The following is a 26167-nucleotide window of genomic DNA, read 5'->3' as shown; positions in this document are numbered from 1 at the left end:
GGGAGTTAAACACATGAATGAAGTAGTATTAAAACAATATGAAAAAGCTCCTCGTACATGGATTGTTCAATTAGGCGTTTTATTCTTATTTATTATTATTTTTGCGTGGTCAGGATCTACGATTGAATTCAGTAAAATTCCAGAAAATGGATTACAAATTTCTCAAAGTATTTTACAAGGGATTATAACTCCTGAAACATCGTTATTATTAAACTTTACAACAAAAGGTGTTCCGTATTTATTATTAGAAACTATTTCGATTGCATTTCTAGGAACACTAGTGGGTGCTATTTTAGCAATTCCATTGTCATTTATTTCAGCAACGAATATTGTACCAAAACCAGTTGCAGTGATTGGACGTACAGCGATTATGGCAATTCGTACTGTACCAACATTAATTTATGGGTTAATGTTTATTCGTGTAACAGGTCCTGGTGCCTTTACAGGGTTGCTTACAATGTCTGTAGCATCTATTGGGATGATTTCTAAATTATATATTGAAGCTATTGAAGACTTAGATTACAAGATTTTAGAATCATTAGATGCTAGTGGATGTAATTTCTATCAAAAAATTCGTTTTGGGATTTTACCACAACTAATTCCAGCATTCATTTCTACAGTTATTTATCGTTTTGATATGAATTTAAGAGATGCTACTGTTTTAGGGATGGTTGGAGCAGGTGGTATCGGTGCTCCATTAATCTTTGCGATGACAGCCTATAAATGGCATGAAGTAGGGGCTATCCTATGCGGATTAATCGTATTAGTATTAGTCATTGAATATTTATCAACGAAAATTCGTACTTACTTAGCACGAGGATAAATAAAAAGCATGAGGGCTTAACCTTCATGCTTTTTTTCTATTTTTGAAAACATTTTATGAAATAAAGGTGCTAATGCGTATCCCATTAACGAAATACCAATAATTCCCATGAAATACAATACCGTTTCTTGGAAAATGCTAAAACCAATTAAAAGAACTGGAATCGCAAAAATAGCAATAGCTTCTTTTAAAGAAATAAAAATAAATAAATATCCATCACGAATATAACTTTTAATTGTACCAAAATACTGCGTTCTTGCTAATGAAATCAACATTGCTGTAATTGTCATACATAGGAATAAAAAGAAAATAATCGCCAACATCATTCCAAAAATATTTTGGAAACTATACCAAAATTGAATGACATATACTGTAGCTGCAATGATTGCTGCGTAAATGAAAGAAACAGCAACACGTACAAAGAACAAATGTTTCAATTCATTCCAGAACGTTTTCACTAAATAACCATCTTCATTTTCAGAAAACTTCATCATTGTATAAAACAAAGCCGCCAAAACAGGCCCAATCGTTACAATAGGAATACTAATCACAATAACAAAAAAGTTTAACAAAATAAAATCTGCTAACATCGTAGCAAAACGCCAAAAAGGACTTTCCTCATTAAATTTCATTCAAAACCATCCTTTAACTAAATAAAATACAACATACATTATACGATTAAGCCCCCAATTAATCAAGTTATCGTACATAAGCTCAATAAATTAACACAGCAACTAACGGTCTAGACTGATAACGTAAAAAGTTAGAAAACATTGAATATAATGTTTGAGATAAAAGAACGATAAGAAATAAATGAAACTATATAATATACAGATTCAGAGTGAAAAATATTTTATATATGATAACGTAAAAAGTGAGAAATAATTGATACAGTAGCTAAAGTAAAAGAATCAGATATGATTCTTTTACTTACAGGGAAACTTTGAGACCAAGGCTCAAAGTTTAGCCATGAGACAGCAAAGCTGGCTGCTGACGACCTAGCTACAGTCAATCAATTATTTCGAACGACATCTAGGTTTACATAATATATATTAAAGAAAGTTTCATATCAAACTTTTTAATCTTAAACAAATCCTCCTCCACAATCCAACGCAGTAAAAAAGGACGCCCATCACGAACGTCCTTCCACTATACCTTAACCATTAGAAATATCAATCGATTGACCAATTGATAATAAACACAACATACGTTTAGTAACTTTCTTTTGATAACTTGTTTCTAATGCCTCAGCATATAAATTCAATTGTTGTTTATACTTATCGACGACTTTCTGTATACCTTTTTGTGTCGGCACTACATGATCCGTCTTATAATCAAATAAGATAATCTCATCATCTAATTCCACAAATCCGTCAATAATTCCGTGTATTAACATCGAATCTTCATTATCTGGTAAATGCTTAAAGATTCGTTTTGCTGTTACAACATGTGAAAATGCTTGCTCACGGTTTAATAATGCTTGATGTTCCTGTATCCATTGTCCAAAATCACTTTGGAAGAAATGATAAACTTGGTCTACTGGAATGACTGCAGCAACTTCTTTTTCTAAAAACTGTGTTTCAACTAATTGTTGAATCGTTTCTTGAATAAATTCAGGAGTTATATTCCTAGTTAAGTCTAATTTTTGCATCAATAAATGTAAACCGCTTCCACGTTCTGCAGCTGATACCTTTTGTTTAGATTCCATAAAGCTTGGTTTTGCTAATTCAGAAGTTAAATATATATATTGTTGCACAGTTTTTTCTGCTTCTTGAGGTTGTTCTTCTAAATGTGGCAATTGTTTCACATCAGGTTCTTCATTCATTCGTTTTATTTCAGATACACTTTGATAACTTGCTGTTGTGGATGCTAATAAATATGGATATGGTTGTTTTAATTCTTGTAATAAGTTTTGAAGATTTTTAACTGGTTTTGCTTCTACTTGTTTTTGTAACCACTCTTCTTCATTTATAGAAAATATTTCTGTCTCTTGAATCCAGTTGAGTGCATTCTTTTTAATTTGTTCTAATTCAATCACCTCTTGATGAAATTGAACTTTTTCCTGCTTTCTCATTGTAGCCATTAAAATCCACGTTAAATAATTATCGACATGATAACGAAGAGAAAATGGTAATGTTTCTTCATCTATCTCTTCTATCATAGAATGTTCTTCTTTGAATTTTTCAAAATCTTTTAAAGAACCGACAATAATGAGTTTTTCTCGTGCACGAGTCATTGCTACGTATAATTTTCTCATTTCTTCAGATAATAATTTATTTTTCTCTGCCTTATAAGCCATTACATAGGGAATCGTTGTCCATTGAATTCTTTCAGGAAGTTGTAAATACTTCACTCCGACACCTAATTCATCACTCCGAATCGCTTGTTGGCGAATATCTTGCTGATTAAATTTCTTTCCAGCATTCATTAAAAATACCACAGGATATTCTAATCCCTTACTAGCATGAATCGTCATGACACGTACTGCATCTTCTTCATCAGAAATTTGTGTAGGTTCTTCTAAATCTTGCTTTTTATGTTGCATTTGCTGAATAAATCGAACAAAATTACGTAACCCTTTAAAGCTAGAATCTTCGAAATCTTTCGCATACTTATACAAGGCATGTAAATTCAAGACACGTTGCTGTCCAACAGATTGTCCATGTACATAGGTTAAATAGTTCGTATCCATATAAATTTGCCAAATAAGCGTACTGATTGATTGATGGTTAGCGATATCTCTCCAAGCTTCTAACTGATTTAAGAATAATGTTATACGTTCTTTTAGTTGATTTTGTTGAGCACTATCATAATAAGTCACTTCTTCTAGTTTAAAATTCTCTACAAATTTCACACATGCTTCGTAAAACGAACAAGATTGATTGTTTTTACGAATATGAGCTAATGCTATTTCATCTAATCCAATGATTCCTGAACGTAATACCGCTACAAATGGAATATCTTGAATAGGATTATCAATAATTTTTAATACGGACATCATAATAGCAATTTCAGTTCGTTTAAAATACTGAAGATTTTTTTGAACTAAAACAGGAATTTGATAGTGAGTAAAAATTTCTTCAATCAATCCATTATTAGCCTTTGTTGGTGCTAAAATAACGATATCTTTATATTGTATTGGTCGTTTTTTCGGATTTTCTTTTGTACTTTCTTCATGCATGATTTCAAATTGATTTGCCATCAATTCTTTAATTTTTCCCGCAATAAAATGGACTTCAGCACTAGCTGAACTATCAATCAGACTTTCCGTTTCCAGTTCAGAAATTTCTTCTTCATCCTCATCTAAATTCGTATTTTGAATAATATAGCATTCGCTAAATTTATCCGTATCATCTGAATAAAGTTTATTTCCCGTTTTTAGTGCTGCGTCATCATCATAATCAATTTGACCTAATTCATGATCCATAATCTGTCTAAAAATTAAGTTTGTAAAGGATAATACTTGATCTCTAGAACGGAAATTTTCAGCTAAAATTATTCGTTTTCCACCATTTTCATCTGCATAGGCTTCATATTTATCTCTAAATAATGATGGGTCAGCCAAACGGAAGGCATAAATTGATTGTTTCACATCTCCTACCATGAAGAGATTATTCTCCCTAGCAACACTTGTTAAAATTGCTTCTTGAACACGGTTTACGTCTTGGTATTCATCAATTAAAACTTCGGTATATAATTCTTGATAATATTTTTTAGCAATGAGAACTCCATTTTTTTCAGTAGAAAGAATCGCTAATGTATCATGTTCTAAGTCAGAAAAATCAATTTTATTTGAAGTTTTCTTTTCTAATTGGAAAGCTTCATAAAATTTAAAGACAACTTGAGATAAATGCAACATCATTGGATAAATTTCTTTTAAATGCTTCATTTGAATCTCCGGAGACTCGAAAAATGCTGTTGCTAATAATTGATCTTCCCAATGTTTCTTTAAGCTATCTCTTTTCCGTTTAATGGCCTGAACGGCTTCTCTATCGGTTGTTTCATCTTTTTTAGGAACGGTTGGGAAACGGTCAAAACTCACTTGCTGCGATAATGTATACGCTGCTGTGTAATTACCACTTTCAAATGCTGTATACACTTCCTGAATTTTTTGGGCATCAGCTTCAACTACATCTCTACATTTCTTAAATTCGGTTACTTCAGCTAGTTTCAGTAATTCATCATAAGCAGAAACTAAATACTTTAATTCTTCAACAATATAAGGTGCAAATTGATCCTTTATAATAGGGATTTCGCCGTATTCATCCTTTGTTTCATATAAATCTGGTAAGGAAGAAATCCATTGTTTTGGATTTGGTTTTGAACGTGAAAAATCATATAGTTGATACACTAATGTGGTAAATCCATCATCATTACGGTCGCTAGAAAAATAGCGCATTAGTCCATCCATCCAAGAATGTTCTTCTAATAATTCATCTTGAATTTTTCTCCAAACTTTTTCTTTTAATAAAGTCCCCTCTACTTCATTTAATAGTGAAAATACAGGATCTAATTGACTTAAATAGAAATAACGACGAATGACTTTCATACAGAAACTATGGATTGTCGAAATCGTTGCATTTGGTAATAAACTTAATTGTTTGATATACATATGCTTCTTAGCAAGATCAGTTTCTTTTGTAATAGCTTTTTCTAAATTGGTACGTAAACGTTCTTTCATTTCTTTAGCAGCAGCTTCAGTAAAAGTCACAATTAATAAAGAATCGATATTAACACCATCTTCGATATATCCCATAATTCGGTCGACTAATACTTTTGTTTTTCCTGATCCAGCAGAAGCAGAAACTAATAAATTATCCCCTCTTTGCCAAATCGCTTGCCACTGTTCAGGAGTTGCTTGTATACCCTCTGGTTTTACTGGTATCACCCACTACTCCTCCTTTCCGTCAATTTTATTTCTCATCCAAGTTAAGTTCTCTTGAAGAGGCATTTTCGTTAAAAATTGATAATTATTTTCTGGATTCGTTGCATCAAACATTGAAATTGCACTGAATTTTCCATTTACTGAATCTGCATATTCTTTTAGTTCATCAAATGGGGCAATTTGATTTTCTCCATTTAAAATTCTTTCTCCTGCAGTTTTCAATTGATAGAAAGCAAAGTCCATTAATAAATTGATGTCATCAGGAGCGTATACTTGGCTAGTTGCCTTATACTCTCCATCTTTTTTTACTCCAAATGGTAATACAATAGAGTCTCCTGCTTCAAAATCAGGTTGAACTTGTTGGAGAACTCCCAAATCATTCGTCAATAATCCAGATAATTTATATTTCTTCAGACGAGTTTCTTCAAAATCTGTATCTTTTTTTAGATCTTTAGCACTAAAGCTTGGTTGGAAAACATGCATATATAATCCACCATAAGGCGTCACAGTTTTCTTAAATTGGTCAGAAACAATCTTTCTAGCAACTGACAAATAGGTTAGTAGCTGTAATTGAATCCCATAACGTAATCGATTGATATCAAATTTTTGCGCTGAAGATTTATAATCCACAATTCCTAAGTGATAACCCTTTTCAGTTTCTAAAAGGTCAATACGGTCAATTTTCCCACGAATAAATAAGGATTGAGTGTCATTTAATGGGATTTCAATTTTTTTATAGGGTTCTCTTCCAAATGCTACTTCTGTTTTCCATGGTGTTACTTGTATTTGTTGTAACTGTAAGAGTGCTGCTGATAATGTTTGTCGAATCGTATCTTGTAAAAGTACTTTTGTCCATTTCATTCTCGGTGTGGCATTTAATATTTGGAATCTTGCATCTTCATTCATGGAGGCAAAAATTTCTTGTAATACTTTCTCTGTTGTGGCAGCATCCATAGATCGAATATCTAATTTCAATTCATGAATTTTACGAATAAACTGGTCAAATGTTTCATGGAAATATTCACCAGATCCAGCTGCTGTTAATTCGAACTCTCTACGCTCTCGTAAATTTAATCCATATTGCAAGAAATGACTAAATGGATCTTTATAAAAAGTTTCCACTTGAGAAGTCGATAAATGCAATTTATTTCCATATAGTTCAGTAGCTAATTCTTTTGGTAATTGTTTTGCAATATTTAAATGGAATACACTGTCTACTAATGTATGATACTCCTGTTGAAAATCTTTATCCTGTCTTAATAAATGAGGTAAAGCCCTCCAAATAGATGGAATCTCTTCTTCTTTTGAAAATTTATACTGACGAAGTTTTTGTAATAAAGTTGTAAATAATTCATGAATCGTTACAAAGTCGCCCTGTTCAAATCGTTCATGTTGTTTTTGATTGCCATCCACTGTAGTAATCTCATATTTATTTAAAATACGTTCTACAAAACTGGATGGTTTTAATTTAGCACCTTTATCCGTATGATGCATCGATAAGTATAACTTTTCAGTTGCTGAAGTTAACACTTTATAAAATAAAAATGGCTCAACTGATTGTTTTTGAATGGTTGTTGGATGTAAGAAACGTCCACTATCTAATTTACTTAATAAATACACTCTTTCTTCATCAGTCATTAGACCACTCTCCTCTTCCATTCTAGGAAGGACACCTTGAGATAAACCAATGACAAAAGTAACCTTTTTAGGAGAATAACGAACAGAATCGATTCCTGTACACGTTAATTGATCTAAAGTAGAAGGAGCCATATTGTAATGAGTATGTTCAAATCCAGTATGTAGTAATAATTGGAATATTTCCCAATCGAATGGTTCATTTCCAAAAATATAAACATATTCTTCTAATAATTTTAGAAATTCATTCCATACTTGATCTTGTCTACGAGCTGTTTGGATATCCCCAATATTAGCAGCATGGTTTCTCCAGTATAGGAATGCATCCGTTACACCAATTCTTTCTAATAATTGATAAAGAAGACTTATCGCTTCCTTTGTCGTCTCGACTTTATCCAATTTTTTGTAAAATGGTTCTAATAAAGAGACAACTTGCTCTCGTAGTTCTTGTGCTTGTGTTAATTGTTGATGAACGAATACTTCTTTGCTACTTAAGCTATCTTCATCAATCGTTTCAAGTTGATAATTCCATATTTTACTTGAAACCCAATCTTTTCCTTCGTATCCTTGCGCTAGTATAATGGTCTCTGTTTCGTCTAATTTTTGACGGTAGTGAATGAGCGCTTCTCTTAAACTTTCTTCCTCATTATTTTTACCGTTTGAATTTGCTCGATTTAAAGGCCAGAAACAATATTCACTTCTTAGTAGGTTCATAATGTCATGATAACGCCAAAAATGCTTCTGAATAGCAAAAATCGCGTCTAGCACTTGAATCAGTGGATGATGTTCCATTGTATCTGATAAATCCATGAAATAAGGAATTTGATATGTTTCTAATAAAGGTTGCAAGAGTGTTTGTTGTTCTTCTAAATTTCTCGATAAAATTTGAATATCTTGGTAACGATATTGACCGCTATCGACTAATTTTTTAATCGTTGCTAATGTTTCTTGGATTTCTTGACGTTCATCTTCATAAGTCGTCCATTGTAAAGCTTCAATTGTACTTGTTGAACAATTAGAAGAAGTTTCAAGTCCACCACTTGTTTCTAACCAATATTGTTCGAGTTCAAAAAAATCAGGATGATAAGTAGTATTTTCTTCTGTTAATTCTTTTAAAACAGGTTTACTTTCGTCAATCATTAACCAATTTAGTAAGCGAGAAATTAATTGACGATTGGAATCAAATAATCCAGATTCTAACGGTTCTTTTGGTTTAAAAGCATCTGTCGTTGCAGTCGTAAAAAACTCTACTCCTCCACACGATTTGACTAAAGCATCAACTACTTCTAATTCCATCGAATTTAAGTGATACGATTGATCAATCACCACATAGGTATTAGATAAATCCATCGATGAAATTTCTTCCCCTAATAGTTTTAATAAATCTTCTGATTGTACAAAATCTTGCTTTAAATAAGCTAAATAATGTTTATAAATGATGCCGAACTCTTTCAAACGTTGGTCAATTTCTTCATAGGAATCTTGCTCAAACCACTCTGAGAAGTCCTCTACTTCGATTCCTCCTAAACGAAATTCTTGAATGACAGCAGATAAACGTTCAATAAATCCTTTATGACGAGATTCTTTGTTAAATAATACTAATTCATCTTGATATTCAGTTAGTATTTTTTGTAACATCATACAAATTCCGACCTTGGATAAAGAAGGACGTTGTAATGCAGCATGGTCTCTTAAAAAATACCATGCTAATCGTTTAAAACTGTATACTTGTAATTTTGTCACAGCATAAGAATTCTTCGGTTGTTGTAATAATTGCCCCACTTGTTGAATCATTTCTAATTCTGCAGAAAACTTAATGTGATCTGGTACAAGATAAATAACTTGATTTATACTAGATTGTTTTAACCAATCGGCAATTTTGCTAGCAATATGCGCAACTTTTGCACTTGTTTCTTTTGTAAGAATGACTTCGAAACTCATAAGAACCTCCAATCGTTTATTCCCCCTTAACTTAACCATATAACAAGGAATTTGTAAACAAAAATAAAACGATTTTTCTTTTTGTAGCTTTGTACTACGAAAGAAAAATCGTTTTAAAAATTCAAGGTTAAACTCTTAGCCAACTAATTGTTCCAAAATATCTGGGCGGAAACCAAAGAATGGTTCCATTCCATCAGCTACAATAACTGGTAATGATTGAAATCCTAAAGCTTTCACTTCTTCTAAAGCTTCTTCTGATTCAAACACATCCTTGATGACAAATGGTACTTGATTATCCTCAAAAAATTGTTTTGTAAAATTGCATTGCATACAATTTGGTTTTGAATATAGTGTGATTTGACGATTTGACATTTACATCTCTCCCTTTTGGTTCATACAGGTAGTATGATACCTCATATTAGAGTGAAATACAATATATTGTACTTAATTTTTTTGTTTTATTTTTAAAAACACAATATATTGGGATAGAAGTGTTGTGGTATAACCCCTCTAAATCTTGATATAAAGGCAAAAACAGCTTTAAAACAGAGTAAATAAAAAGCTAAGCACCATATTTTGTATTTAGCTTTTACATCATCATTCATTATCAGACTGTTTAATTCTTTTAATACTTGCAGCAAAAATAGCAAGTCCGATAGACGCAAATATTACTAACATCTTTTTATCATGATAAAAGATGTTAAAAATTATAAACAAATAAAGCGCATATAAAATTCCCAATAGAATACTTGTCTTTTTCATAACCCTACCACCTAACTATAAACTTGGCAAAATTATATCATAAATAAAAGTAATATTCTATTAGTAAACACTTGTATCAAATCCACGATTTGTAACATATCCATCTTTTTCCCAAATATTTTTCTTTTTCTTCTTTGTTTGCTCTTCAACTTTTTGTAAATCTTTTAGTAGACTTGTATTTGGTGGATGAGCATAACCTACTCTTGCTAAACTTTCTTCAACTAAGGTTTGTTGTAATAATTTTCCATCTAAATAAACATACATTAAAGCACGTCCATATTTATCTGTATAATCTCCGATATCAAATTTTCCTTCTACCTTTTTAGCTTTTTTTAGTAACTCTTCCGTTCTTTGTTTTGCTTGTTCTGCAAAAGGTTGAGTTGCTTTTCCTTCTTTAGCAGTTTCCGGTGTATCAATAAGTAGTAAACGTATTTTGAATTCTTCTCCATCTAATCGAACATGGAATGTATCTCCATCCGCTACTTTCCCAACTTCAAGAGTATACAGTTTTGATTTGTCATATCCAGAAAAATCTACTGTACTTTCTACTTGTGTTTGGCTAGTATTCGATTTCTGAGAAGTTTTTTTCTGATTTTTCGAGAAAAATCCAGGACCAGAAATAATTAGGATAATCACTACGATCACTAACTTAACGAGTAAAAATTGTTGCTTCTTCGTTAATTTCATAGAAGCTCCTTTCATTTATTCAAAAAATAAGTGACAACAAATCTTTGGTTCTATAATTTATAGGGTTGATGGAGAAAATCCACCAACCCTATTTTAGTGTATACAAAAAGGGCTTCATCCCTTATATTAAAAGCGTCTAAACTATTTAAGAGGAGATGAAACCCTATGACTACTATACAAGAAGTTGTGCTACAAATCAAAGATAAAAATGTAAAATGGGAAGATAATGTAGAAGAAGGGTATTTTAAGAAGAAAAAAAGCTTGTTTTTCTTCGCTACCTATACCTATTGCCCAGATGCTTGCCCTAACTGTAGTTGTGTAAATCGTGATTTTTCTATTGTTAAAAACGGTACTCGTACTTCTAGAATTACGCTTAATCCGGTTTCTGGATTACCTGCTTTTCTTAAATTAAGAAAACAGCGTTTCTTCTGCCGTGAATGCTCTCATAGTTTTACTGCTGATACAACTAGTATCGTAGACCTTAATGCTTTTATTTCTAAAAATGTAAAAAATGAAATGAAAGTCAAAGCTTGCGAAACAGTTTCTGAATCTCATATCGCTAAAGAAATGAATGTTTCTGTTCATACTGTTCGCAGAGTTGTCAATGAAACTGCTGAATCTCTTAGAATTAAACCTTTAAATGAGTTACCTGAACATATGTGTTGGGATGAATTTAAGTCTGTAGCCTCCGCTGAAGCTAGTATGAGTTTTGCTTATTGTGACGCTATTACTCATCAACTTGTTGATGTTGTTCAAGATAGAAAAATGGAGAATTTAGTTCGTTATTTCAACCGATTTCCTTTACAAACTCGCTTAAATGTTAAAACAATTTCGATTGATATGTATGCTCCATACATTAAAGTGATTAAACATTTATTCCCTAAGGCTAAAATTATTATTGATTCATTCCATATTATTCAAGCTTTAAATAGAGAATTAAACAAGACAAGAACAAGAAAAATGAATCAAGTACGTTATAAAAACAGACGTCTTTATAATAAATTAAAACGTTACTGGAAACTAATCTTAAAAAATCGAGATGACCTTCAATCCTATCACTACAGCTATTACCGATTATTCGATTGGTTAACGCATTCTCAAGGAATTGTAGATTATTTATTACAAGAAGTACCTTCACTTAAACCAGAATATGAAACAGTACATCAATTAAGAGAAGCTTTTAAAGAGAGAAATTTCATTGAATTTAAAGAAGAATTGATGAGTGTACAACCAAAACTTCTGTCTGATGGATTAAATCGTGTTCTCCAAACATTTAAGAAATTTTTACCGTATTTACAAAATTCTTGTGAGTATACAACACTTTCAAATGGACCTATTGAAGGGATTAACAACAAGATAAAAGTACTTAAAAGAAATGCATATGGCTACAGCAGTTTTACTCATTTTAGAAATAGAATTCTACTAATGTCTAAACTATTTACTCCAACAACTAAAAAAGGAATTAAGCAACCTGACGCTGCTTAATTCCTTCACTAAAATTGTTTCATCAACCCTATTTGACAAAGAGCCAAATCTTTAATATGAACTAAGATTTGTTGTCACAGGATGAATTATACTTCTAATAATTCTTTTTCTTTTACTTGTGTTAAATGATCAATGTTTTTTACACTATCATCAGTTAATTTTTGAATATCTTTTTCATATCCACGTAAATCATCTTCAGTGATTTCTTTATTTTTTTCAGCTTTCTTTAAATGATCAATGGCATCACGGCGAATGTTACGAACACTTACTTTAGCACCTTCAGCTTCTTTTCCTACTTGTTTTGCTAATTCTTTACGACGTTCTTCTGTTAATTGAGGAATCACTAAACGAACAACACTACCATCATTTGTTGGAGTAATCCCAATATCTGACATTAAAATTGCACGTTCAATATCTTGTAAACTTGATTTGTCATAAGGCGTAATTAAAAGCATACGAGCTTCAGGCACTGTTACAGAAGCTAGTTGATTTACAGGAGTTGGAACTCCATAATACTCAACTTGCAGACGATCTAAAAGACTTGCATTCGCACGTCCAGCACGAATTCCGCCTAATTCACGTTGAAGAGCATCTTCAGTTTTTTTCATACGTTCTTTTGCATTTGCAATAATTTCAGTTGCTGTCATATTATTTCCCCCTTACAGTTGTACCGATATTTTCACCAAGAACAACTCGTCGAATATTTCCCGTTTCATTTAAATTGAAGACAACTAATGGAATGTCATTATCCATAGATAATGAACTAGCAGTTGTATCCATAACTTTTAATCCTTTTTGAATGATATCTAAATGTGTTAACTCTGTAAATTTAATGGCATTTGTATCAATACGAGGGTCTGCACTATACACACCATCAACATTATTTTTAGCCATTAAAATTGCATCTGCTCCGATTTCAGCAGCACGTAATGCAGCAGCAGTATCAGTAGAAAAATAAGGATTCCCTGTACCACCTGCAAAAATCACAACACGAGATTTTTCAAGATTTCTTATAGCTTTTCTACGAATATATGGCTCTGCAATTTGACGCATTTCAATAGAAGTTTGTACACGTGTAGGAACTCCAATGTTTTCTAAAGCATCTTGTAAGGCTAAAGCATTCATAACAGTTGCAAGCATCCCCATATAGTCCGCTTGAGCACGTTCCATACCTACTTCTTCTCCTGTTACCCCACGCCAAATATTTCCGCCACCAACTACGATTGCAATTTCAACATTTAGATCATGTACTTCTTTAATTTCTTTTACGATTTCTTTAATCGTTGGAGGATTAATTCCAAAACCTGTTTGGCCAGCTAATGCCTCTCCACTTAATTTTAATACCACACGTTTATATTTAGGTTCCACCATTATAAGGACTCCTCTTCTATTTAGTTCTTAGTGAATTTTGTCTAAAAAAAAGGGGAATAGAGGGCAGATTCCTACCTTATTCCCCACTAATTGAAATCAATTATTTTTTAACTTGTCCCATTACTTCTTCAACGAAGTTGTCAACACGTTTTTCTAAACCTTCACCAACTTCATAACGGTGGAATAATTTAACTTTACCACCTTTAGAAGCTGCATATTTAGAAACTGTTGTATCTGGATCTTTAACGAATGGTTGGTCGTTCAAGCTGATTTCAGCTAAGAATTTGTTTAAACGTCCAGCAATCATTTTTTCAACGATATTAGCTGGTTTACCTTCGTTTAATGCTTGTTCTGTAAGAACTTTTTTCTCATGCTCTAATTCATCAGCAGAAACTTCTGAACGGTCAACATATTTAGGTTTGATTGCTGCAACGTGCATAGCAATGTCTTTAGCGGCATCTGCATCTGTAGAACCTTCTAATACAGTTAACACACCGATACGTCCGCCCATGTGTAAGTATGCTCCGAATGCATCTGCATCAGATTTTTCAACGATTTCAAAACGACGTAATGAAATTTTTTCTCCGATAACTGTAGTTGCTTCAGCAATTACGTCAGAAACTTTACCTTCTTCAGTAACGATTTCTAAAGCAGCTTCTAAGTCAGCTGGTTTGTTTGCTAAAATTACTTGTGATAATTTAGCTACTAATGCTTGGAATTTGTCGTTTTTAGCAACAAAGTCAGTTTCAGCATTTACTTCTAATACAACTGCAACGTTTCCATCTACTAATACGTTTGTAATACCTTCTGCTGCAATACGGTCAGCTTTTTTAGCTGCTTTTGCTAAACCATTTTCACGTAAGTAGTCAACTGCTGCATCGATATCTCCTTCAGTTTGAACTAATGCTTTTTTAGCATCCATCATCCCTACGCCAGTCATGTCACGTAGTTGTTTTACTAATTGTGCTGAAATTTGTGCCATTTCAATTTCCTCCTAAATGTTATAAATTTACAAAACTTATTTTAAAAAAAAGCTGTTTGGATGAAAGATTTCTTTTCCGATTCCAAACAGCCTACTGGTTAGTGATTATTTAGCGTTGTCGCCTTCAACTAATTTTTCAATATCTTCTAATGAAGTATCTTTATCTAAGTCTTCTTCGTCAACTGCTACGTCTTCACCTTGGTTACCTTCAACGAATGCATCAGCCATTTTAGCTACGATTAATTTAACCGCACGGATTGCATCGTCATTTGATGGAATAACAACATCGATTTCATCAGGGTCACAGTTTGTGTCAACCATAGCAACGATTGGAATGTTTAATTTGTGAGCTTCTTGAACTGCAATGCGTTCTTTACGAGGGTCAACGATAAACATTACATCAGGAATGCGTGGCATATCTTTAATACCACCTAAGTATTTTTCAAGTTTGTCTAATTCTTTTAATAGAACGCCAACTTCTTTTTTAGGTAATACATCGAATGTACCGTCTTCTTGCATTTCTTTAATTTTTTTCAAGCGGTTGATACGTGTTTGGATTGTATCCCAGTTAGTCAACATACCACCTAACCAACGATGGTTAACATAGTATTGACCACTACGGATTGCTTCATCTTTAACAGCATCTTGTGCTTGTTTTTTAGTACCTACGAATAAAGCAATACCACCGTCTTGAGCAACTTCACGCATGTAGTTGTATGCGTCGTCCACTAATTTAACGGTTTTTTGTAAGTCGATGATATAGATACCATTTCTTTCTGTGAAGATGTATCTCTTCATCTTAGGGTTCCAGCGACGTGTTTGGTGACCGAAATGTACACCAGCTTCTAACAATTGTTTCATTGAAATAACTGCCATTTTTGTTTTCCTCCAATTTTGGTTTTATTTTTCCTCCCCAATTTTCAGCGACAAGGGTACTTATTCCTAAGCACCACCCTTATCATCCAATTAGGTGTGAAATATGGTTTTTACACCGTTAGTTATATTACACTAATCTGAATTAGAATGCAACTATTTTGATAGCTTCATTAAACTTTTTTTAGTTTCACACATTCTTCTTCATCTACTTCGTGTAATTTCACTAAAATTTCTTCTTTTTTAGAAGTTGGAATATTTTTTCCGACATAATCTGGACGAATCGGTAATTCACGATGTCCTCTATCAATTAAGACTGCTAAACTTATGTTTTTTGGTCTACCGTATTCCATTAAAGCATTTAATGCAGAACGGACAGTTCTACCAGTAAAGATAACATCATCTATTAAAACAACATTTTTACCATTTAATGAAAAAGGAATATTCGTTCCATTAATAATTGGTTCTACCGTTGGATCTGGTTCGTGACGATCATCTCTATATAAGGTGATATCAATTTCGCCCAATAAAATTGGTTGATTTTCAATAGATTCGATTTTCTTTTGAAGACGTTTAGCAATATAAACTCCTCTTGTTTTAATTCCAATAAGTACTAAATCGTCAACTGACTTGTATTGTTCAATAATCTCATAAGAAATTCGTGTCATTGAACGATTTATTGTCGCTTCATCTAATAAGAATTTTTCTGACATATCCATACTCCTCTACTGTAGTTCTTGAATTTTTTCTTCGTATTCTTGTGGTAATGGACTTTCAAAATATAGTTTTTCTTGAGTAATAGGATGAACAAATCCTAAAGTCTCTGCATGTAAATATTGACCAAATTCTGTGGCATTTTTTCCATTTGGATGATACATTGGATCATTTAAAATCGGATGATGGATAAATTCCATGTGCGCACGTATTTGATGAGTTCTACCAGTTTCTAAATTCAATCGCAACACACTTGCTTCTTTTAATGCTTGAATCACTGTAAAATGCGTAATCGCTGGTTTCCCTTCTTTTTGAACACAACGTTTTAGACGATTATGTGGATCTCTAGCTAATGGGGCATCCACTGTTCCTGTAATATGTTCAAAACTACCTTCCACAATTGCCACATAACTACGAGTCATAGAATGATCCATTAATTGATTCGATAAACCAACATGAGCTTGTGGAGTTTTTGCCACTACTAACAAGCCCGATGTATCTTTGTCAATTCGGTGAACGATTCCTGGTCGATAGCTTTTAGAACCTTTGGATAATTGATCAACATGGTATAGTAATGCATTCACTAAAGTTCCTGTTGAATGTCCTTTTGAAGGATGAACAACCATTCCACTTGGTTTATTAATGACTAATAAATGTTCATCCTCATAAACAATTTCTAATGGAATATTTTCTGCAAGAACCGTTAATTCTTCCTCTTCTTCAATTTGAATGGTAACATGTTCTCCATCTTTTGCTTTATAGTTCGCTTTGACTACTTCTCCATTCACAGATACAAATCCTGATTTTAACCATTGTTGAATGACTGAACGCGTATGAGATAATTCTTGTGTTAAAATTTTATCGAGTCTTTCACTTTTTCCCAATGATAATGTTAATTCAATAATCTTATTTTCCACTATTTTCCTTCTTTCTTTCGACAATTAAAATATATAGGAATAATGCCGCTACCCCAACTGTTAAACAAATATCTGCAATATTAAAAATTGGGAAATCAATAAATTCAAATTGAAACATATCGACAACAAATCCTAATCGAACACGGTCAATAAAATTTCCTAATGCTCCTGCTAATAACAAACTATACGTTGTTAAAGCAAATTTTGATTTACCTTTTTCTTGAAGCATCAAGTATAAAATAGCAAAAACTCCAAAAGCAGTAATCATATAAAATACAAATTGTTGTCCTGCTAAAATCCCCCATGCTGCACCCGTATTTTGAATATAAAATAACTTCACAATACCTGGTAACAATTCTTGTCCTGTATGCAAGGCGAAATTAGAAACAATCCACATTTTCATAAATTGGTCTGCTGCAATCAATAATAAACTTAACACTAAATAAATAATCATAAAATACCTCTTTCTACTTTCAATAACTCTATTGTACCGATTCTACTAATCTTCGTCAAACAAGAGAATATGGAATAAAAAATTTCAAATTTTACCTAAAAATAGCAAAAACATCCCCACTTTCACATGAAAAAGGCATCAAATCGGTTAATTATTTGTACATTTCACAAAAAAACTGTATAATGACAAAGTAATTTGTGTGTCTATAAATGAAGATGCGAAAAATAAGGAGTGTGTTATGAAAAAAATTGCTACGAAGGTATTCTTGATTAGTGCAAGTTTGCTAGTATTTGCAGCCTGCGCTAATACAAAGAAGAGTGCTGAGAAAACTGTTCAAGAAGTACAAGATACCTTACCTGTGGTTGTTGATCATTTAAACAACATCCAAACTTTTGAAGCAAATTTGCAAAATGATTGGGAAGATGATATTGCTGATGATTCGACTCTAGCAAATTACGCTAAGAAAAAAGGTAAAGTTTTTGATAATCTACAACAAAGAAGAGATATTCAAAAACAAATTACTAAAACGTTAAAAGTGATTCGTGATGATGCGTCTCACCTTAGTAATTTACAAGACAAAAATTTGCCAAGTGTTGAAATTAAAATCGTAAGCTCAAACTTGCAAAAAATTGTCGACAGTATAACGGATTACATCAAGAAATCCGAAGAACAATTAAATAAAGAACAACAATTCTTTGTTGAAATTTCTGGAAATAAATTATCAAATGATGATTTAAGAGAGAAAATCAAAGTTTTGAATCAAGCAGCCATTGATCGTCAAAAAATACTGGAAGAAATTAACGAACCTCTGACAGCCATTGACAAACCAATCCGAATTCTAAAGGCTCGCTTGAGTACAAGAAAGGAGTAGTTGCTGATGGAGAAAATAAATAGAATCATTCGTATTCTTTTATTAGGAGTATTCATCCTTCTTTTTACCCCTGTCCATGCACACGAAGAAGAAACTCCGCAAAAATTAACCTTAAGAGCTTCAAGTTTATTAAAAGTTCCCGTTAATTTTCCTGTAACTAGTACTTACGATTCAGGAATTACAATTCCCTATCCAAGGGATGGTGTTAAAGGGATTTATGTTCAAGCATTTAGAGCAAAAGGTGCTGAGCTAGATAGAATTGTTCAGTATGTTGACAAAACAGACGCTAATGCCGTTGTAATCGATGTTCGAGATGGATATGGAAAAATTACAATGCCGTTAGAAACTGATAATCAAACTATCCAAGATAGTACCGTAAATGAAATTACAGACACAAAACAATTACTAAAAACTTTGGAAAAACATAAAATTTATCCAATTGCTCGAATTGTAAGTTTTGGGGATCATTTAGTTCCTTATCAAAATCCTAATTTAACATTCCGCACTCAAATGGGAACTGTTTGGGAAAATGATGAAGGTGAAGCTTTCTTAAATCCTTTCCTAAAAGAAAATTGGGAATACATTGCTGAAATTGCTGTAGGTGCAGCTAAAGCAGGATTTAAAGATATTCAATTAGACTATGTACGCTTCCCTCTTGGATTTGAATTAATTGAAAAATATTTAGATTACGATTTAGGAGATTACAGTCATTATACAGATATGGATGAAGCGCGTATTGCAGCAGTCACAGACTTTGTAGAATTTGTTCGTGCCAAATTAAAACCATACGGCGTTCATCTTTCTGCCGATATTTTGGCACATGCGATTACCGCTTCAAAAATTGGTGGGATTGGTCAAAGATTCACGGATATTGCTGAACATGTTGATGTCATTTCTTCAATGATTTTTCCAAGTCACTGGGTTAACGGAGTCTTTGGTATAAAAGAACCGGATAAACAACCATATGATATCGTAAGTCAATATATGAAAATTGAGAATGGATATTTTAAAGATTTAAATCCCTCTCCTACTTCAAGACCATGGATTCAAGCATTCACAGCTGACTATTTAGGCGAAGGAAACTACCAATTATATACGGCTGATGTTATTAGCCAAGAAATTAAAGCTTTAAAAGAAGCTGGAATTAAAGAATACTTACTATGGAATGCAGCCAGTCAATATTCAACAGAAATTGATTTTTAAGACAAAGAAAAACGACAGAATCATTTAAGGTTCTGTCGTTTTTATATAGAAGTAGGATGGGCAATGAGACAGCGAAAGGTGGCTACTTGCGTCCTAAATACTACTATCTAAGAAAGTCTAATAAAAAAATCATAAACGTTTCTTCGTATGATTAACACCAAAGACTTTCTATAGTAGTATGGGCATGATAAGCCAAAATGGCTTATCACGCAGGAAACTTTGAGACTACAGACTCAAAGTTTAGCAATGAGACTTGCCAAAAGCAAGGCTGCTTGCGTCCTAAATACTACTATCTAAGAAAGTCTATTAAAGAAATATTATACATCATATACAAAATGCTTCAGCACTGTCTTCGTAACTCCATCTGCATCATTCAGTAAAGCCGAACCATTACTTGTACGATCTACCAAACTTAAGTCCATTGGACGAATCTCTTTCATTTTCCCGTTTGTCGAAACAACAACATACTCTTGTTTTGAAGTAATATTACCATCTAAATAAACAACACGATGAGGATTACTCTTCAATTCTCTTAATACCATTAACCCTCTCTTAGCTCTTGTAAGCATAGAAACTTCTAAAACATTAAAACGTTTTACCGCTCCACGTTGAGTCGCTAAAAAGGCAGAAACAACTTTATGTTTTGGACTATAAACCATCGCTCCAGCGACAAAATCATCTTTTCTTAAATTAATCGCCTTAACCCCACTAGCAACAGTACCAACAACCGGAACTTCACATAATTCATAACGTAAGCCAAAACCACAATGGGTCACAATAAAGATTTCTTGTTCTTGATTTGGAACTAGTTCAATAGCTACTACTTCATCCGTTGCTGTTTTTAATTTAATGGCATTACTAGTACGGGTTTTATACCCTCGATACGTATTAAATTCATTCAGCGCAGTTTGTTTCACAAGTCCCTCTTTTGTAAAGAATACAACTGTCCAATCTTGATACACTTTTGTACTATCTTTTTCCTTAATCATACTAGCTAAAATAGTTTCATTTGTCGCTAGTGAAATGGATTGGCTTAAATGATGCCCTACATCTTTCCATTTTGCCTCAGGAATTTCGTGAACCGGTAAATGTAAATAATTCCCTTTAGATGTAAATAAAATTAAATGATCTAAAGTTGATACTTTTTGAACTAATAACACTTCATCCCCTTCACGCAATCCATTCTCTTCAGGAGAACTTGAAGCAAAGGAACGTGGACTCACTCGTTTATAATAGCCTTGTTTTGTAGCTACTACATACACTTCTTCTTCTGGAATTAAAATCTCGGTTTCAATCTTGATTTCTTTAATTTCTGCTTCAATTTCAGTTAAACGAGGTGTCGCATATTTTTTCTTTAATTCACGTAATTCTTGCTTCATTACTTGTAATAACGTTTTTTCTGATTTTAAAATACTTGTTAAAGTCGCTACACGTTCATTTAAATCTAATTTTTCTTCTTGTAAAATTGTTATATCTGTATTCGTTAAACGATATAATTGTAAGCTGACAATTGCTTCTGCTTGAGTCATAGTAAAATCATAAGTTTCAACTAATTTTTCTTTTGCATCTTTTTTATCATTGCTATTACGAATTAATGCAATCACTTCATCTAAAATCGATAAAGCTTTCATTAACCCATCTACAATATGCAAACGATTTTGTGCTTTAGTTAAGTCAAACTGAGTACGTTTTGTAATCACTTCTTTTTGATGGGCAATATAAGAATCAATTATTTTCTTTAATCCAACTTGCATTGGACGTCTAGCATCAATCGCAACCATATTGAAATTATAATTAATTTGAAGCTCGGTATTTTTAAGTAAATAATTTAAAATTCCTTCTGCATTTGCTTCTTTTTTCAACTCAATGACAATTTGTAATCCAGTACGGTCTGATTCATCCCTTACTTCGGCAATGCCTTCAATTTTTTTATTTAAACGAATTTCATCAATTTTCTTCACTAATAAAGCTTTATTCACTTCATAAGGAATTTCTGTGACTACAATTTGACTCTTTCCACCTTTAATGGCTTCAATGGATGTTTTAGAACGAACCACTACTTTTCCTTTACCTGTTTCATACGCTTGTTCTAATTCATCAATCCCTTGAATAATAGCTCCGGTTGGAAAATCTGGTCCTTTTACAAATTGCATTAATTCTTTAACCGTTGCTTTAGGATGATCAATGGTATGAATTGTTGCATCAATAACTTCCCCTAAATTATGAGTTGGAATTTCAGTTGCATAACCAGCAGAAATCCCTGTAGCACCATTGACTAATAAATTCGGGAATCGAGCAGGTAAAACAGTTGGTTCTTCTTCTGTATCATCAAAGTTTAAGACAAAATCAACCGTTTTTTTGTCTAAATCACGTAATAATTCTTCAGAAATTTTTGATAAACGAGCTTCCGTATAACGCATAGCAGCAGCTGGGTCTCCATCCATACTACCGTTATTCCCATGCATTTCTACTAAAACATCTCTTAATTTCCAATCTTGGCTTAAACGAACCATCGCTTCATAAACCGATGAATCCCCATGAGGATGATAATTACCAATGACATTACCGACAGTTTTAGCAGATTTTCTAAATTGTTTTTCACTTGTATTTCCTTCTACAAACATCGCATATAAAATACGTCTTTGTACAGGTTTTAATCCATCACGAATATCTGGTAAGGCACGATCTTGAATAATATATTTGGAATAACGTCCAAAGCGATCGCCCATTACATCTTCAAGATTTAACTCTTGGATATCTTGTTGCAAGCTCATCTTATTCCTCCTCCATTAATAGTGATAATTGTTCAACAGATGATGGAGAATTTATTTCTTCCTTGTTTGCTTTAGAAACTTTTGGTTGTTCACTCACTGTTAAATGCCCCTCTGTTTCTAAAATACTCTTTCCATCTTCTAAGCTAAATTCCACATGACTTTCAATCCATTTTCTACGTGGTTCAACTTTATTTCCCATTAATGTACTCACTCGACGTTCTGCTTGAGCTTTATCATCAATCACAACACGAATGAGTGTTCTGGACTCCGGATTCATCGTTGTTTCCCATAATTGGTCTGCATTCATTTCGCCAAGACCTTTATAACGTTGTAATAAGTATCCTTTACCAACTTTTTTAATTTTTTCTTCTAATTCTTTTTCAGTCCAAGCGTATTCTACAACTTGTTTTTTACCCGTTCCTTTCGAAATCTTGAATAATGGAGGTAAAGCTAAATATACTTTTCCTGCTTCAATTAATGGTTTCATATAACGATAGAAGAATGTTAATAATAATACTTGAATATGAGCTCCATCGGTATCCGCATCGGTCATAATGACAATTTTATCGTAATTACAATCTTCAATATTAAAGTCAGTTCCAACTCCAGCACCGATTGTATAAATGATTGTATTAATTTCTTCATTTTTTAAAATATCAGAAAGAGAAGCTTTCTCCGTATTAATGACTTTACCACGCAATGGTAAGATTGCTTGGAATTTACGGTCACGGCCTTGTTTAGCAGAACCACCCGCGGAATCTCCCTCTACTAAGTAAAGTTCATTCTTTTTAGGATTTTTCCCTTGAGCAGGTGTTAATTTTCCGGATAGAAGGGTTTCTTTTTTCTTCCCTTTTTTACCATTACGGCTCTCTTCTCTTGCTTTACGACTCGCTTCACGTGCTTCTCTTGCTTTTAGCGCTTTACGAATTAATTCTTGAGCAATTTCACCATTTTCTGTTAAAAAGATTCCTAATTGTTCAAAAATCGTATTATCTACAATACTTCTTGCAACTGGAGTTCCTAATTTATCTTTCGTTTGCCCTTCAAATTGTAAAATCTCTTCTGGGACACGTAAAGAAACAATCGCTGTTAATCCTTCACGAACGTCACTACCTTCAAGATTTTTATCTTTTTCTTTTAATAGCCCTACTTTACGAGCATATTCATTAAAAGCTTTTGTTAAGGCAGTTTTCATCCCTACTTCGTGAGTTCCACCATCTTTAGTACGAACATTATTCACAAATGATAAAATCGTTTCAGAATAGCCATCATTATATTGGAAGGCAAATTCTGTTTCTACTCCATCAATCGTACTATTAAAATCTACAATTGGTGATAAGGTATCTTTTTCTTCATTCAAATATTGAATGAAATTACGGATACCTTCTTCATAGCAAAATTCATCACTTGTATCGGTTCTTTCATCTGTTAATGTAATCGTTAATCCTTTTAATAAAAAGGCAGATTCACGTAAACGTTCCGCTAAAGTTTCATAAGACCAAACGATAGTTGAAAAAATATGTTTGCTTGGTAAGAAACGAACCGTTGTCCCAGAACCTTTACGATTTGTTTTTTCTTTTTTTATAGAACTAACTTTTTCTCCACCAATTTTAAATGTTTGAGTATATAATACGCCATCACGTAATACTTCAACTTCTAACCAATCAGATAAGGCATTTACAACGCTGGCACCTACCCCATGAAGTCCTCCAGAAGTTTTATATCCACCTTGTCCAAATTTACCCCCAGCATGTAAAACGGTAAAAATGACTTGAATTGTTGGAATTCCTGAAGCATGTTTTCCAGTTGGCATTCCTCGCCCATTATCTCTTACAGATAGTGAGCCATCTTTATGAATTGTGACATCAATCTTACTTGCATATCCAGATAAGGCTTCATCCACTGCATTATCGACAATTTCATAGGCAAGATGATGCAATCCACGATGGTCAGTTGAACCGATATACATCCCTGGACGTTTTCGAACGGCTTCTAAGCCTTCTAATACTTGAATTGAATCATCATTATATTGGTTAGTGACTTTACTCATTCACGACTCTCCTTCTTCCTATTTATAAAACATATCTACTCTATCATACTTAATTTTTCAAATATTGCAAGAATTCTTCCTATTACACCTTAAAATCGTACTAATTTTTTAAAAATATGCTATAATCAATAAGTATAAATTAAATTTAACGGATAAAGGAGAACGACATATCTATGCTATCCATTGTTTTAGGTGCTACGATGGCATACTTATTAGGATCCATTCCTTCTGGTTTATGGATTGGACGTAAGTTTTTTCAAATTGATATTAGACAACACGGAAGTGGAAATTTAGGAGCTACGAATTCGTTTAGAATTCTTGGTAAAAAAGCAGGAACTATTGTTTTACTGATGGATCTTTTAAAAGGTTCGATTAGTGTTCTTCTTTTACAACAAATGGATTTACAGGGAATTTCCCCACTCATTATTGCACTGTTTGCTGTGATTGGTCATACGTATCCATTATTTGCAAATTTTAAGGGTGGTAAAGCTGTGGCAACTTTTGCTGGAGTTATATTAGCGTATAAACCAGAATTACTAATTCCTTGTTTATTTTTATTTATCATTGTTTTATCGATTTCTAAAATGGTGAGTTTTACTAGTATGCTTACGATTTCCATCGGTGTACTAGCATCTCTTTACTTCCACGATATGGTTTTAACAACGGTTGCATTGATTGTTGATTTGTTTATAATTTATCGACACCGTACGAATATTCAAAGAATTTTAAATGGTACCGAACCGAAAGTTGATATTTTTAAACGGAAGAAAAGCTTGTAAACGTAATAAAAGCGTAATCTCACAATGAAGTATTAATTCAATATTTCTAAATTTACGGGCTATAATTTATAGGGTTGATGGATTTTCTCCATCAACCCTATTTTAGTGTATACAAAAAGGGCTTCATCTCTTATATTAAAAGCGTCCAAACTATTTAAGTAGAGTCGTCAATGAAACTGCTGAATCTCTTAGAATTAAGCCTTTAAATGAGTTACCTGAACATATGTGTTGGGATGAATTTAAGTCTGTAGCTTCCGCTGAATCTAGTATGAGTTTTGCTTATTGTGACGCTATTACTCATCAACTTGTTGATGTTGTTCAAGATAGAAAAATGGAGAATTAAACAAGACAAGAACAATGAATCAAGTACGTTACTGGAAAATAATCTTAAAAAATCAAAATGACCTTCAATGCTTTCACTACAGCTATTACAGATTATTCGATTGGTTAACGCATTCTCAAGGAATTGGAGATTATTTATTACAAAAAGTACCTTCACTTAAACCAGAATATAAAACAGTACATCAATTAAGAGAAGCTTTTAAGGAGAGAAATTTCATTGAATTTAAAGAAGAATTGATGAGTGTACAAACGAACCATCTGTCTAATGGATTAAATCGCGTTCTACAAACATTTAAGAAGTTTTTACCGTATTTTCAAAAATCCAACTCTTTCAAATGGACCTATTGAAGGGATTAACAACAAGATTAAAGTACTTAAAAGAAACGCTTATGGCTACACTGGTTTCACTCATTTTAGAAATAGAATTCTACTAATGTCTCAACTATTTACTCCAACGACTAAAAAAGGAATTAAGCAACCTGACGCTGCTTAATTCCTTCACTAAAATTGTTTCATCAACCCTATTTGATAAAGAGCCAATAAAAGATAGGAAGAAAAATCGTTTTGTAGTGAAAGTGCCATGAGACTCGCTGCGAGGCTGCTGGCGACCTCACAAACA

At 32.8% G+C, this 26167-nt stretch carries 21 protein-coding genes and 1 pseudogene; 7 read left to right on the top strand and 15 right to left on the bottom strand.

The window, feature by feature from the left end; translation table 11 throughout:
- Positions 1 to 13: 13 nt before the first annotated feature.
- Complete coding sequence (gene phnE, locus LK443_RS07635) at positions 14 to 823, top strand: phosphonate ABC transporter, permease protein PhnE (protein WP_227931335.1); 810 nt, start codon at positions 14 to 16, stop codon at positions 821 to 823.
- A 17-nt stretch (positions 824 to 840) separates the two neighbouring features.
- On the opposite strand, the gene LK443_RS07630 is transcribed toward phnE, so the two are convergent.
- The 6 genes from LK443_RS07630 to LK443_RS07605 form a co-directional block, all read right to left on the bottom strand.
- Positions 841 to 1455, bottom strand: a complete 615-nt coding sequence (locus tag LK443_RS07630; RefSeq protein ID WP_227931334.1) for a DUF624 domain-containing protein — start codon at positions 1453 to 1455, stop codon at positions 841 to 843.
- Between the two features lie 524 nt (positions 1456 to 1979).
- Positions 1980 to 5711: a helicase-exonuclease AddAB subunit AddA gene (gene addA, locus LK443_RS07625; RefSeq protein WP_227931333.1), complete on the bottom strand. Its 3732-nt coding sequence runs from the start codon at positions 5709 to 5711 to the stop codon at positions 1980 to 1982.
- Between the two features lie 3 nt (positions 5712 to 5714).
- On the bottom strand, positions 5715 to 9284 hold the full coding sequence (locus LK443_RS07620) for a PD-(D/E)XK nuclease family protein (RefSeq protein ID WP_227931332.1): 3570 nt from the start codon (positions 9282 to 9284) through the stop codon (positions 5715 to 5717).
- A 135-nt stretch (positions 9285 to 9419) separates the two neighbouring features.
- Positions 9420 to 9656: a glutaredoxin-like protein NrdH gene (gene nrdH / locus LK443_RS07615; protein ID WP_227931331.1), complete on the bottom strand. Its 237-nt coding sequence runs from the start codon at positions 9654 to 9656 to the stop codon at positions 9420 to 9422.
- Positions 9657 to 9881: 225 nt separating this feature from the next.
- Positions 9882 to 10046 (bottom strand): hypothetical protein, encoded by a 165-nt coding sequence (locus LK443_RS07610; protein WP_227931330.1) that lies wholly within the window; start codon positions 10044 to 10046, stop codon positions 9882 to 9884.
- A 60-nt stretch (positions 10047 to 10106) separates the two neighbouring features.
- Positions 10107 to 10733: a thermonuclease family protein gene (locus LK443_RS07605; protein ID WP_227931329.1), complete on the bottom strand. Its 627-nt coding sequence runs from the start codon at positions 10731 to 10733 to the stop codon at positions 10107 to 10109.
- Positions 10734 to 10898: 165 nt separating this feature from the next.
- Between LK443_RS07605 and LK443_RS07600 the strand changes: the two genes are divergently transcribed.
- Positions 10899 to 12218 carry an ISL3 family transposase gene (locus LK443_RS07600; RefSeq protein WP_227931116.1) on the top strand — a complete coding sequence of 440 codons (1320 nt, stop codon included), beginning with the start codon at positions 10899 to 10901 and terminating at the stop codon, positions 12216 to 12218.
- Positions 12219 to 12304: 86 nt separating this feature from the next.
- Here the strand turns inward: LK443_RS07600 and frr are convergent, their stop codons facing one another.
- The 7 genes from frr to lspA form a co-directional block, all read right to left on the bottom strand.
- Positions 12305 to 12865 carry a ribosome recycling factor gene (gene frr, locus LK443_RS07595; protein WP_227931328.1) on the bottom strand — a complete coding sequence of 187 codons (561 nt, stop codon included), beginning with the start codon at positions 12863 to 12865 and terminating at the stop codon, positions 12305 to 12307.
- Between the two features lies 1 nt (position 12866).
- On the bottom strand, positions 12867 to 13589 hold the full coding sequence (gene pyrH / locus LK443_RS07590; RefSeq protein ID WP_227931327.1) for a UMP kinase: 723 nt from the start codon (positions 13587 to 13589) through the stop codon (positions 12867 to 12869).
- 100 nt (positions 13590 to 13689) lie between these two features.
- Entirely contained in the window at positions 13690 to 14571 is an 882-nt protein-coding gene (tsf, locus tag LK443_RS07585; RefSeq protein ID WP_227931326.1) for a translation elongation factor Ts, read from the bottom strand.
- Positions 14572 to 14676: 105 nt separating this feature from the next.
- On the bottom strand, positions 14677 to 15447 hold the full coding sequence (rpsB, locus tag LK443_RS07580) for a 30S ribosomal protein S2 (protein WP_227931325.1): 771 nt from the start codon (positions 15445 to 15447) through the stop codon (positions 14677 to 14679).
- Between the two features lie 170 nt (positions 15448 to 15617).
- Positions 15618 to 16157, bottom strand: coding sequence for a bifunctional pyr operon transcriptional regulator/uracil phosphoribosyltransferase PyrR (gene pyrR / locus LK443_RS07575; protein ID WP_227931324.1), 540 nt, complete (start codon positions 16155 to 16157; stop codon positions 15618 to 15620).
- Between the two features lie 12 nt (positions 16158 to 16169).
- Positions 16170 to 17063 (bottom strand): RluA family pseudouridine synthase, encoded by an 894-nt coding sequence (locus LK443_RS07570; protein WP_227932474.1) that lies wholly within the window; start codon positions 17061 to 17063, stop codon positions 16170 to 16172.
- Position 17064: 1 nt separating this feature from the next.
- On the bottom strand, positions 17065 to 17529 hold the full coding sequence (lspA, locus tag LK443_RS07565; RefSeq protein WP_227931323.1) for a signal peptidase II: 465 nt from the start codon (positions 17527 to 17529) through the stop codon (positions 17065 to 17067).
- A gap of 238 nt (positions 17530 to 17767) precedes the next feature.
- Here lspA and LK443_RS07560 point away from each other — a divergent pair, with 238 nt between their 5' ends.
- Both LK443_RS07560 and LK443_RS07555 read left to right on the top strand, forming a co-directional pair.
- Complete coding sequence (locus LK443_RS07560) at positions 17768 to 18400, top strand: YkyA family protein (protein WP_227931322.1); 633 nt, start codon at positions 17768 to 17770, stop codon at positions 18398 to 18400.
- A gap of 6 nt (positions 18401 to 18406) precedes the next feature.
- Positions 18407 to 19603 (top strand): putative glycoside hydrolase, encoded by a 1197-nt coding sequence (locus tag LK443_RS07555; RefSeq protein WP_227931321.1) that lies wholly within the window; start codon positions 18407 to 18409, stop codon positions 19601 to 19603.
- 317 nt (positions 19604 to 19920) lie between these two features.
- On the opposite strand, the gene parC is transcribed toward LK443_RS07555, so the two are convergent.
- Together parC and parE are read right to left on the bottom strand one after the other, a co-directional pair.
- The gene (gene parC, locus LK443_RS07550) at positions 19921 to 22377 is read right to left on the bottom strand and encodes a DNA topoisomerase IV subunit A (RefSeq protein WP_227931320.1); all 2457 of its coding nucleotides are present in this window, start codon (positions 22375 to 22377) and stop codon (positions 19921 to 19923) included.
- A 1-nt stretch (position 22378) separates the two neighbouring features.
- Complete coding sequence (gene parE, locus LK443_RS07545; protein WP_227931319.1) at positions 22379 to 24427, bottom strand: DNA topoisomerase IV subunit B; 2049 nt, start codon at positions 24425 to 24427, stop codon at positions 22379 to 22381.
- Between the two features lie 173 nt (positions 24428 to 24600).
- On the opposite strand from parE, the gene plsY reads away from it, so the two are divergent.
- The 3 genes and pseudogenes from plsY to LK443_RS07530 form a co-directional block, all read left to right on the top strand.
- A complete protein-coding gene (gene plsY, locus LK443_RS07540) occupies positions 24601 to 25206 on the top strand; it encodes a glycerol-3-phosphate 1-O-acyltransferase PlsY (protein ID WP_227931318.1) in 606 nt (201 codons plus the stop codon).
- A gap of 357 nt (positions 25207 to 25563) precedes the next feature.
- A complete protein-coding gene (locus tag LK443_RS07535) occupies positions 25564 to 25896 on the top strand; it encodes a hypothetical protein (protein ID WP_227931317.1) in 333 nt (110 codons plus the stop codon).
- Positions 25880 to 26041, top strand: a pseudogene (locus tag LK443_RS07530) (transposase); the annotation flags it as partial. The gene LK443_RS07535 and the pseudogene LK443_RS07530, both read left to right, overlap by 17 nt.
- Positions 26042 to 26167: the final 126 nt, after the last annotated feature.

The organism is Granulicatella elegans, assembly GCF_020735385.1.
GTDB lineage: Bacteria > Bacillota > Bacilli > Lactobacillales > Aerococcaceae > Granulicatella > Granulicatella elegans_B.
This window is presented reverse-complemented; position numbering and strand designations above follow the sequence as displayed.

What these genes read in the sequence shown, in the direction of transcription:
- lspA (WP_227931323.1), bottom strand. Translation starts at nt 17,529, where the DNA reads ATGATTATTTATTTAGTGTTAAGTTTATTATTGATTGCAGCAGACCAA.
- parC (WP_227931320.1), bottom strand. Translation starts at nt 22,377, where the DNA reads ATGAGCTTGCAACAAGATATCCAAGAGTTAAATCTTGAAGATGTAATG.
- rpsB (WP_227931325.1), bottom strand. Translation starts at nt 15,447, where the DNA reads ATGGCAGTTATTTCAATGAAACAATTGTTAGAAGCTGGTGTACATTTC.
- LK443_RS07535 (WP_227931317.1), top strand. Translation starts at nt 25,564, where the DNA reads ATGAATCAAGTACGTTACTGGAAAATAATCTTAAAAAATCAAAATGAC.
- LK443_RS07620 (WP_227931332.1), bottom strand. Translation starts at nt 9,284, where the DNA reads ATGAGTTTCGAAGTCATTCTTACAAAAGAAACAAGTGCAAAAGTTGCG.
- nrdH (WP_227931331.1), bottom strand. Translation starts at nt 9,656, where the DNA reads ATGTCAAATCGTCAAATCACACTATATTCAAAACCAAATTGTATGCAA.
- LK443_RS07630 (WP_227931334.1), bottom strand. Translation starts at nt 1,455, where the DNA reads ATGAAATTTAATGAGGAAAGTCCTTTTTGGCGTTTTGCTACGATGTTA.
- tsf (WP_227931326.1), bottom strand. Translation starts at nt 14,571, where the DNA reads ATGGCACAAATTTCAGCACAATTAGTAAAACAACTACGTGACATGACT.
- pyrR (WP_227931324.1), bottom strand. Translation starts at nt 16,157, where the DNA reads ATGTCAGAAAAATTCTTATTAGATGAAGCGACAATAAATCGTTCAATG.
- LK443_RS07605 (WP_227931329.1), bottom strand. Translation starts at nt 10,733, where the DNA reads ATGAAATTAACGAAGAAGCAACAATTTTTACTCGTTAAGTTAGTGATC.
- LK443_RS07555 (WP_227931321.1), top strand. Translation starts at nt 18,407, where the DNA reads ATGGAGAAAATAAATAGAATCATTCGTATTCTTTTATTAGGAGTATTC.
- phnE (WP_227931335.1), top strand. Translation starts at nt 14, where the DNA reads ATGAATGAAGTAGTATTAAAACAATATGAAAAAGCTCCTCGTACATGG.
- pyrH (WP_227931327.1), bottom strand. Translation starts at nt 13,589, where the DNA reads ATGGTGGAACCTAAATATAAACGTGTGGTATTAAAATTAAGTGGAGAG.
- parE (WP_227931319.1), bottom strand. Translation starts at nt 24,427, where the DNA reads ATGAGTAAAGTCACTAACCAATATAATGATGATTCAATTCAAGTATTA.
- LK443_RS07610 (WP_227931330.1), bottom strand. Translation starts at nt 10,046, where the DNA reads ATGAAAAAGACAAGTATTCTATTGGGAATTTTATATGCGCTTTATTTG.
- frr (WP_227931328.1), bottom strand. Translation starts at nt 12,865, where the DNA reads ATGACAGCAACTGAAATTATTGCAAATGCAAAAGAACGTATGAAAAAA.
- LK443_RS07600 (WP_227931116.1), top strand. Translation starts at nt 10,899, where the DNA reads ATGACTACTATACAAGAAGTTGTGCTACAAATCAAAGATAAAAATGTA.
- LK443_RS07560 (WP_227931322.1), top strand. Translation starts at nt 17,768, where the DNA reads ATGAAAAAAATTGCTACGAAGGTATTCTTGATTAGTGCAAGTTTGCTA.
- plsY (WP_227931318.1), top strand. Translation starts at nt 24,601, where the DNA reads ATGCTATCCATTGTTTTAGGTGCTACGATGGCATACTTATTAGGATCC.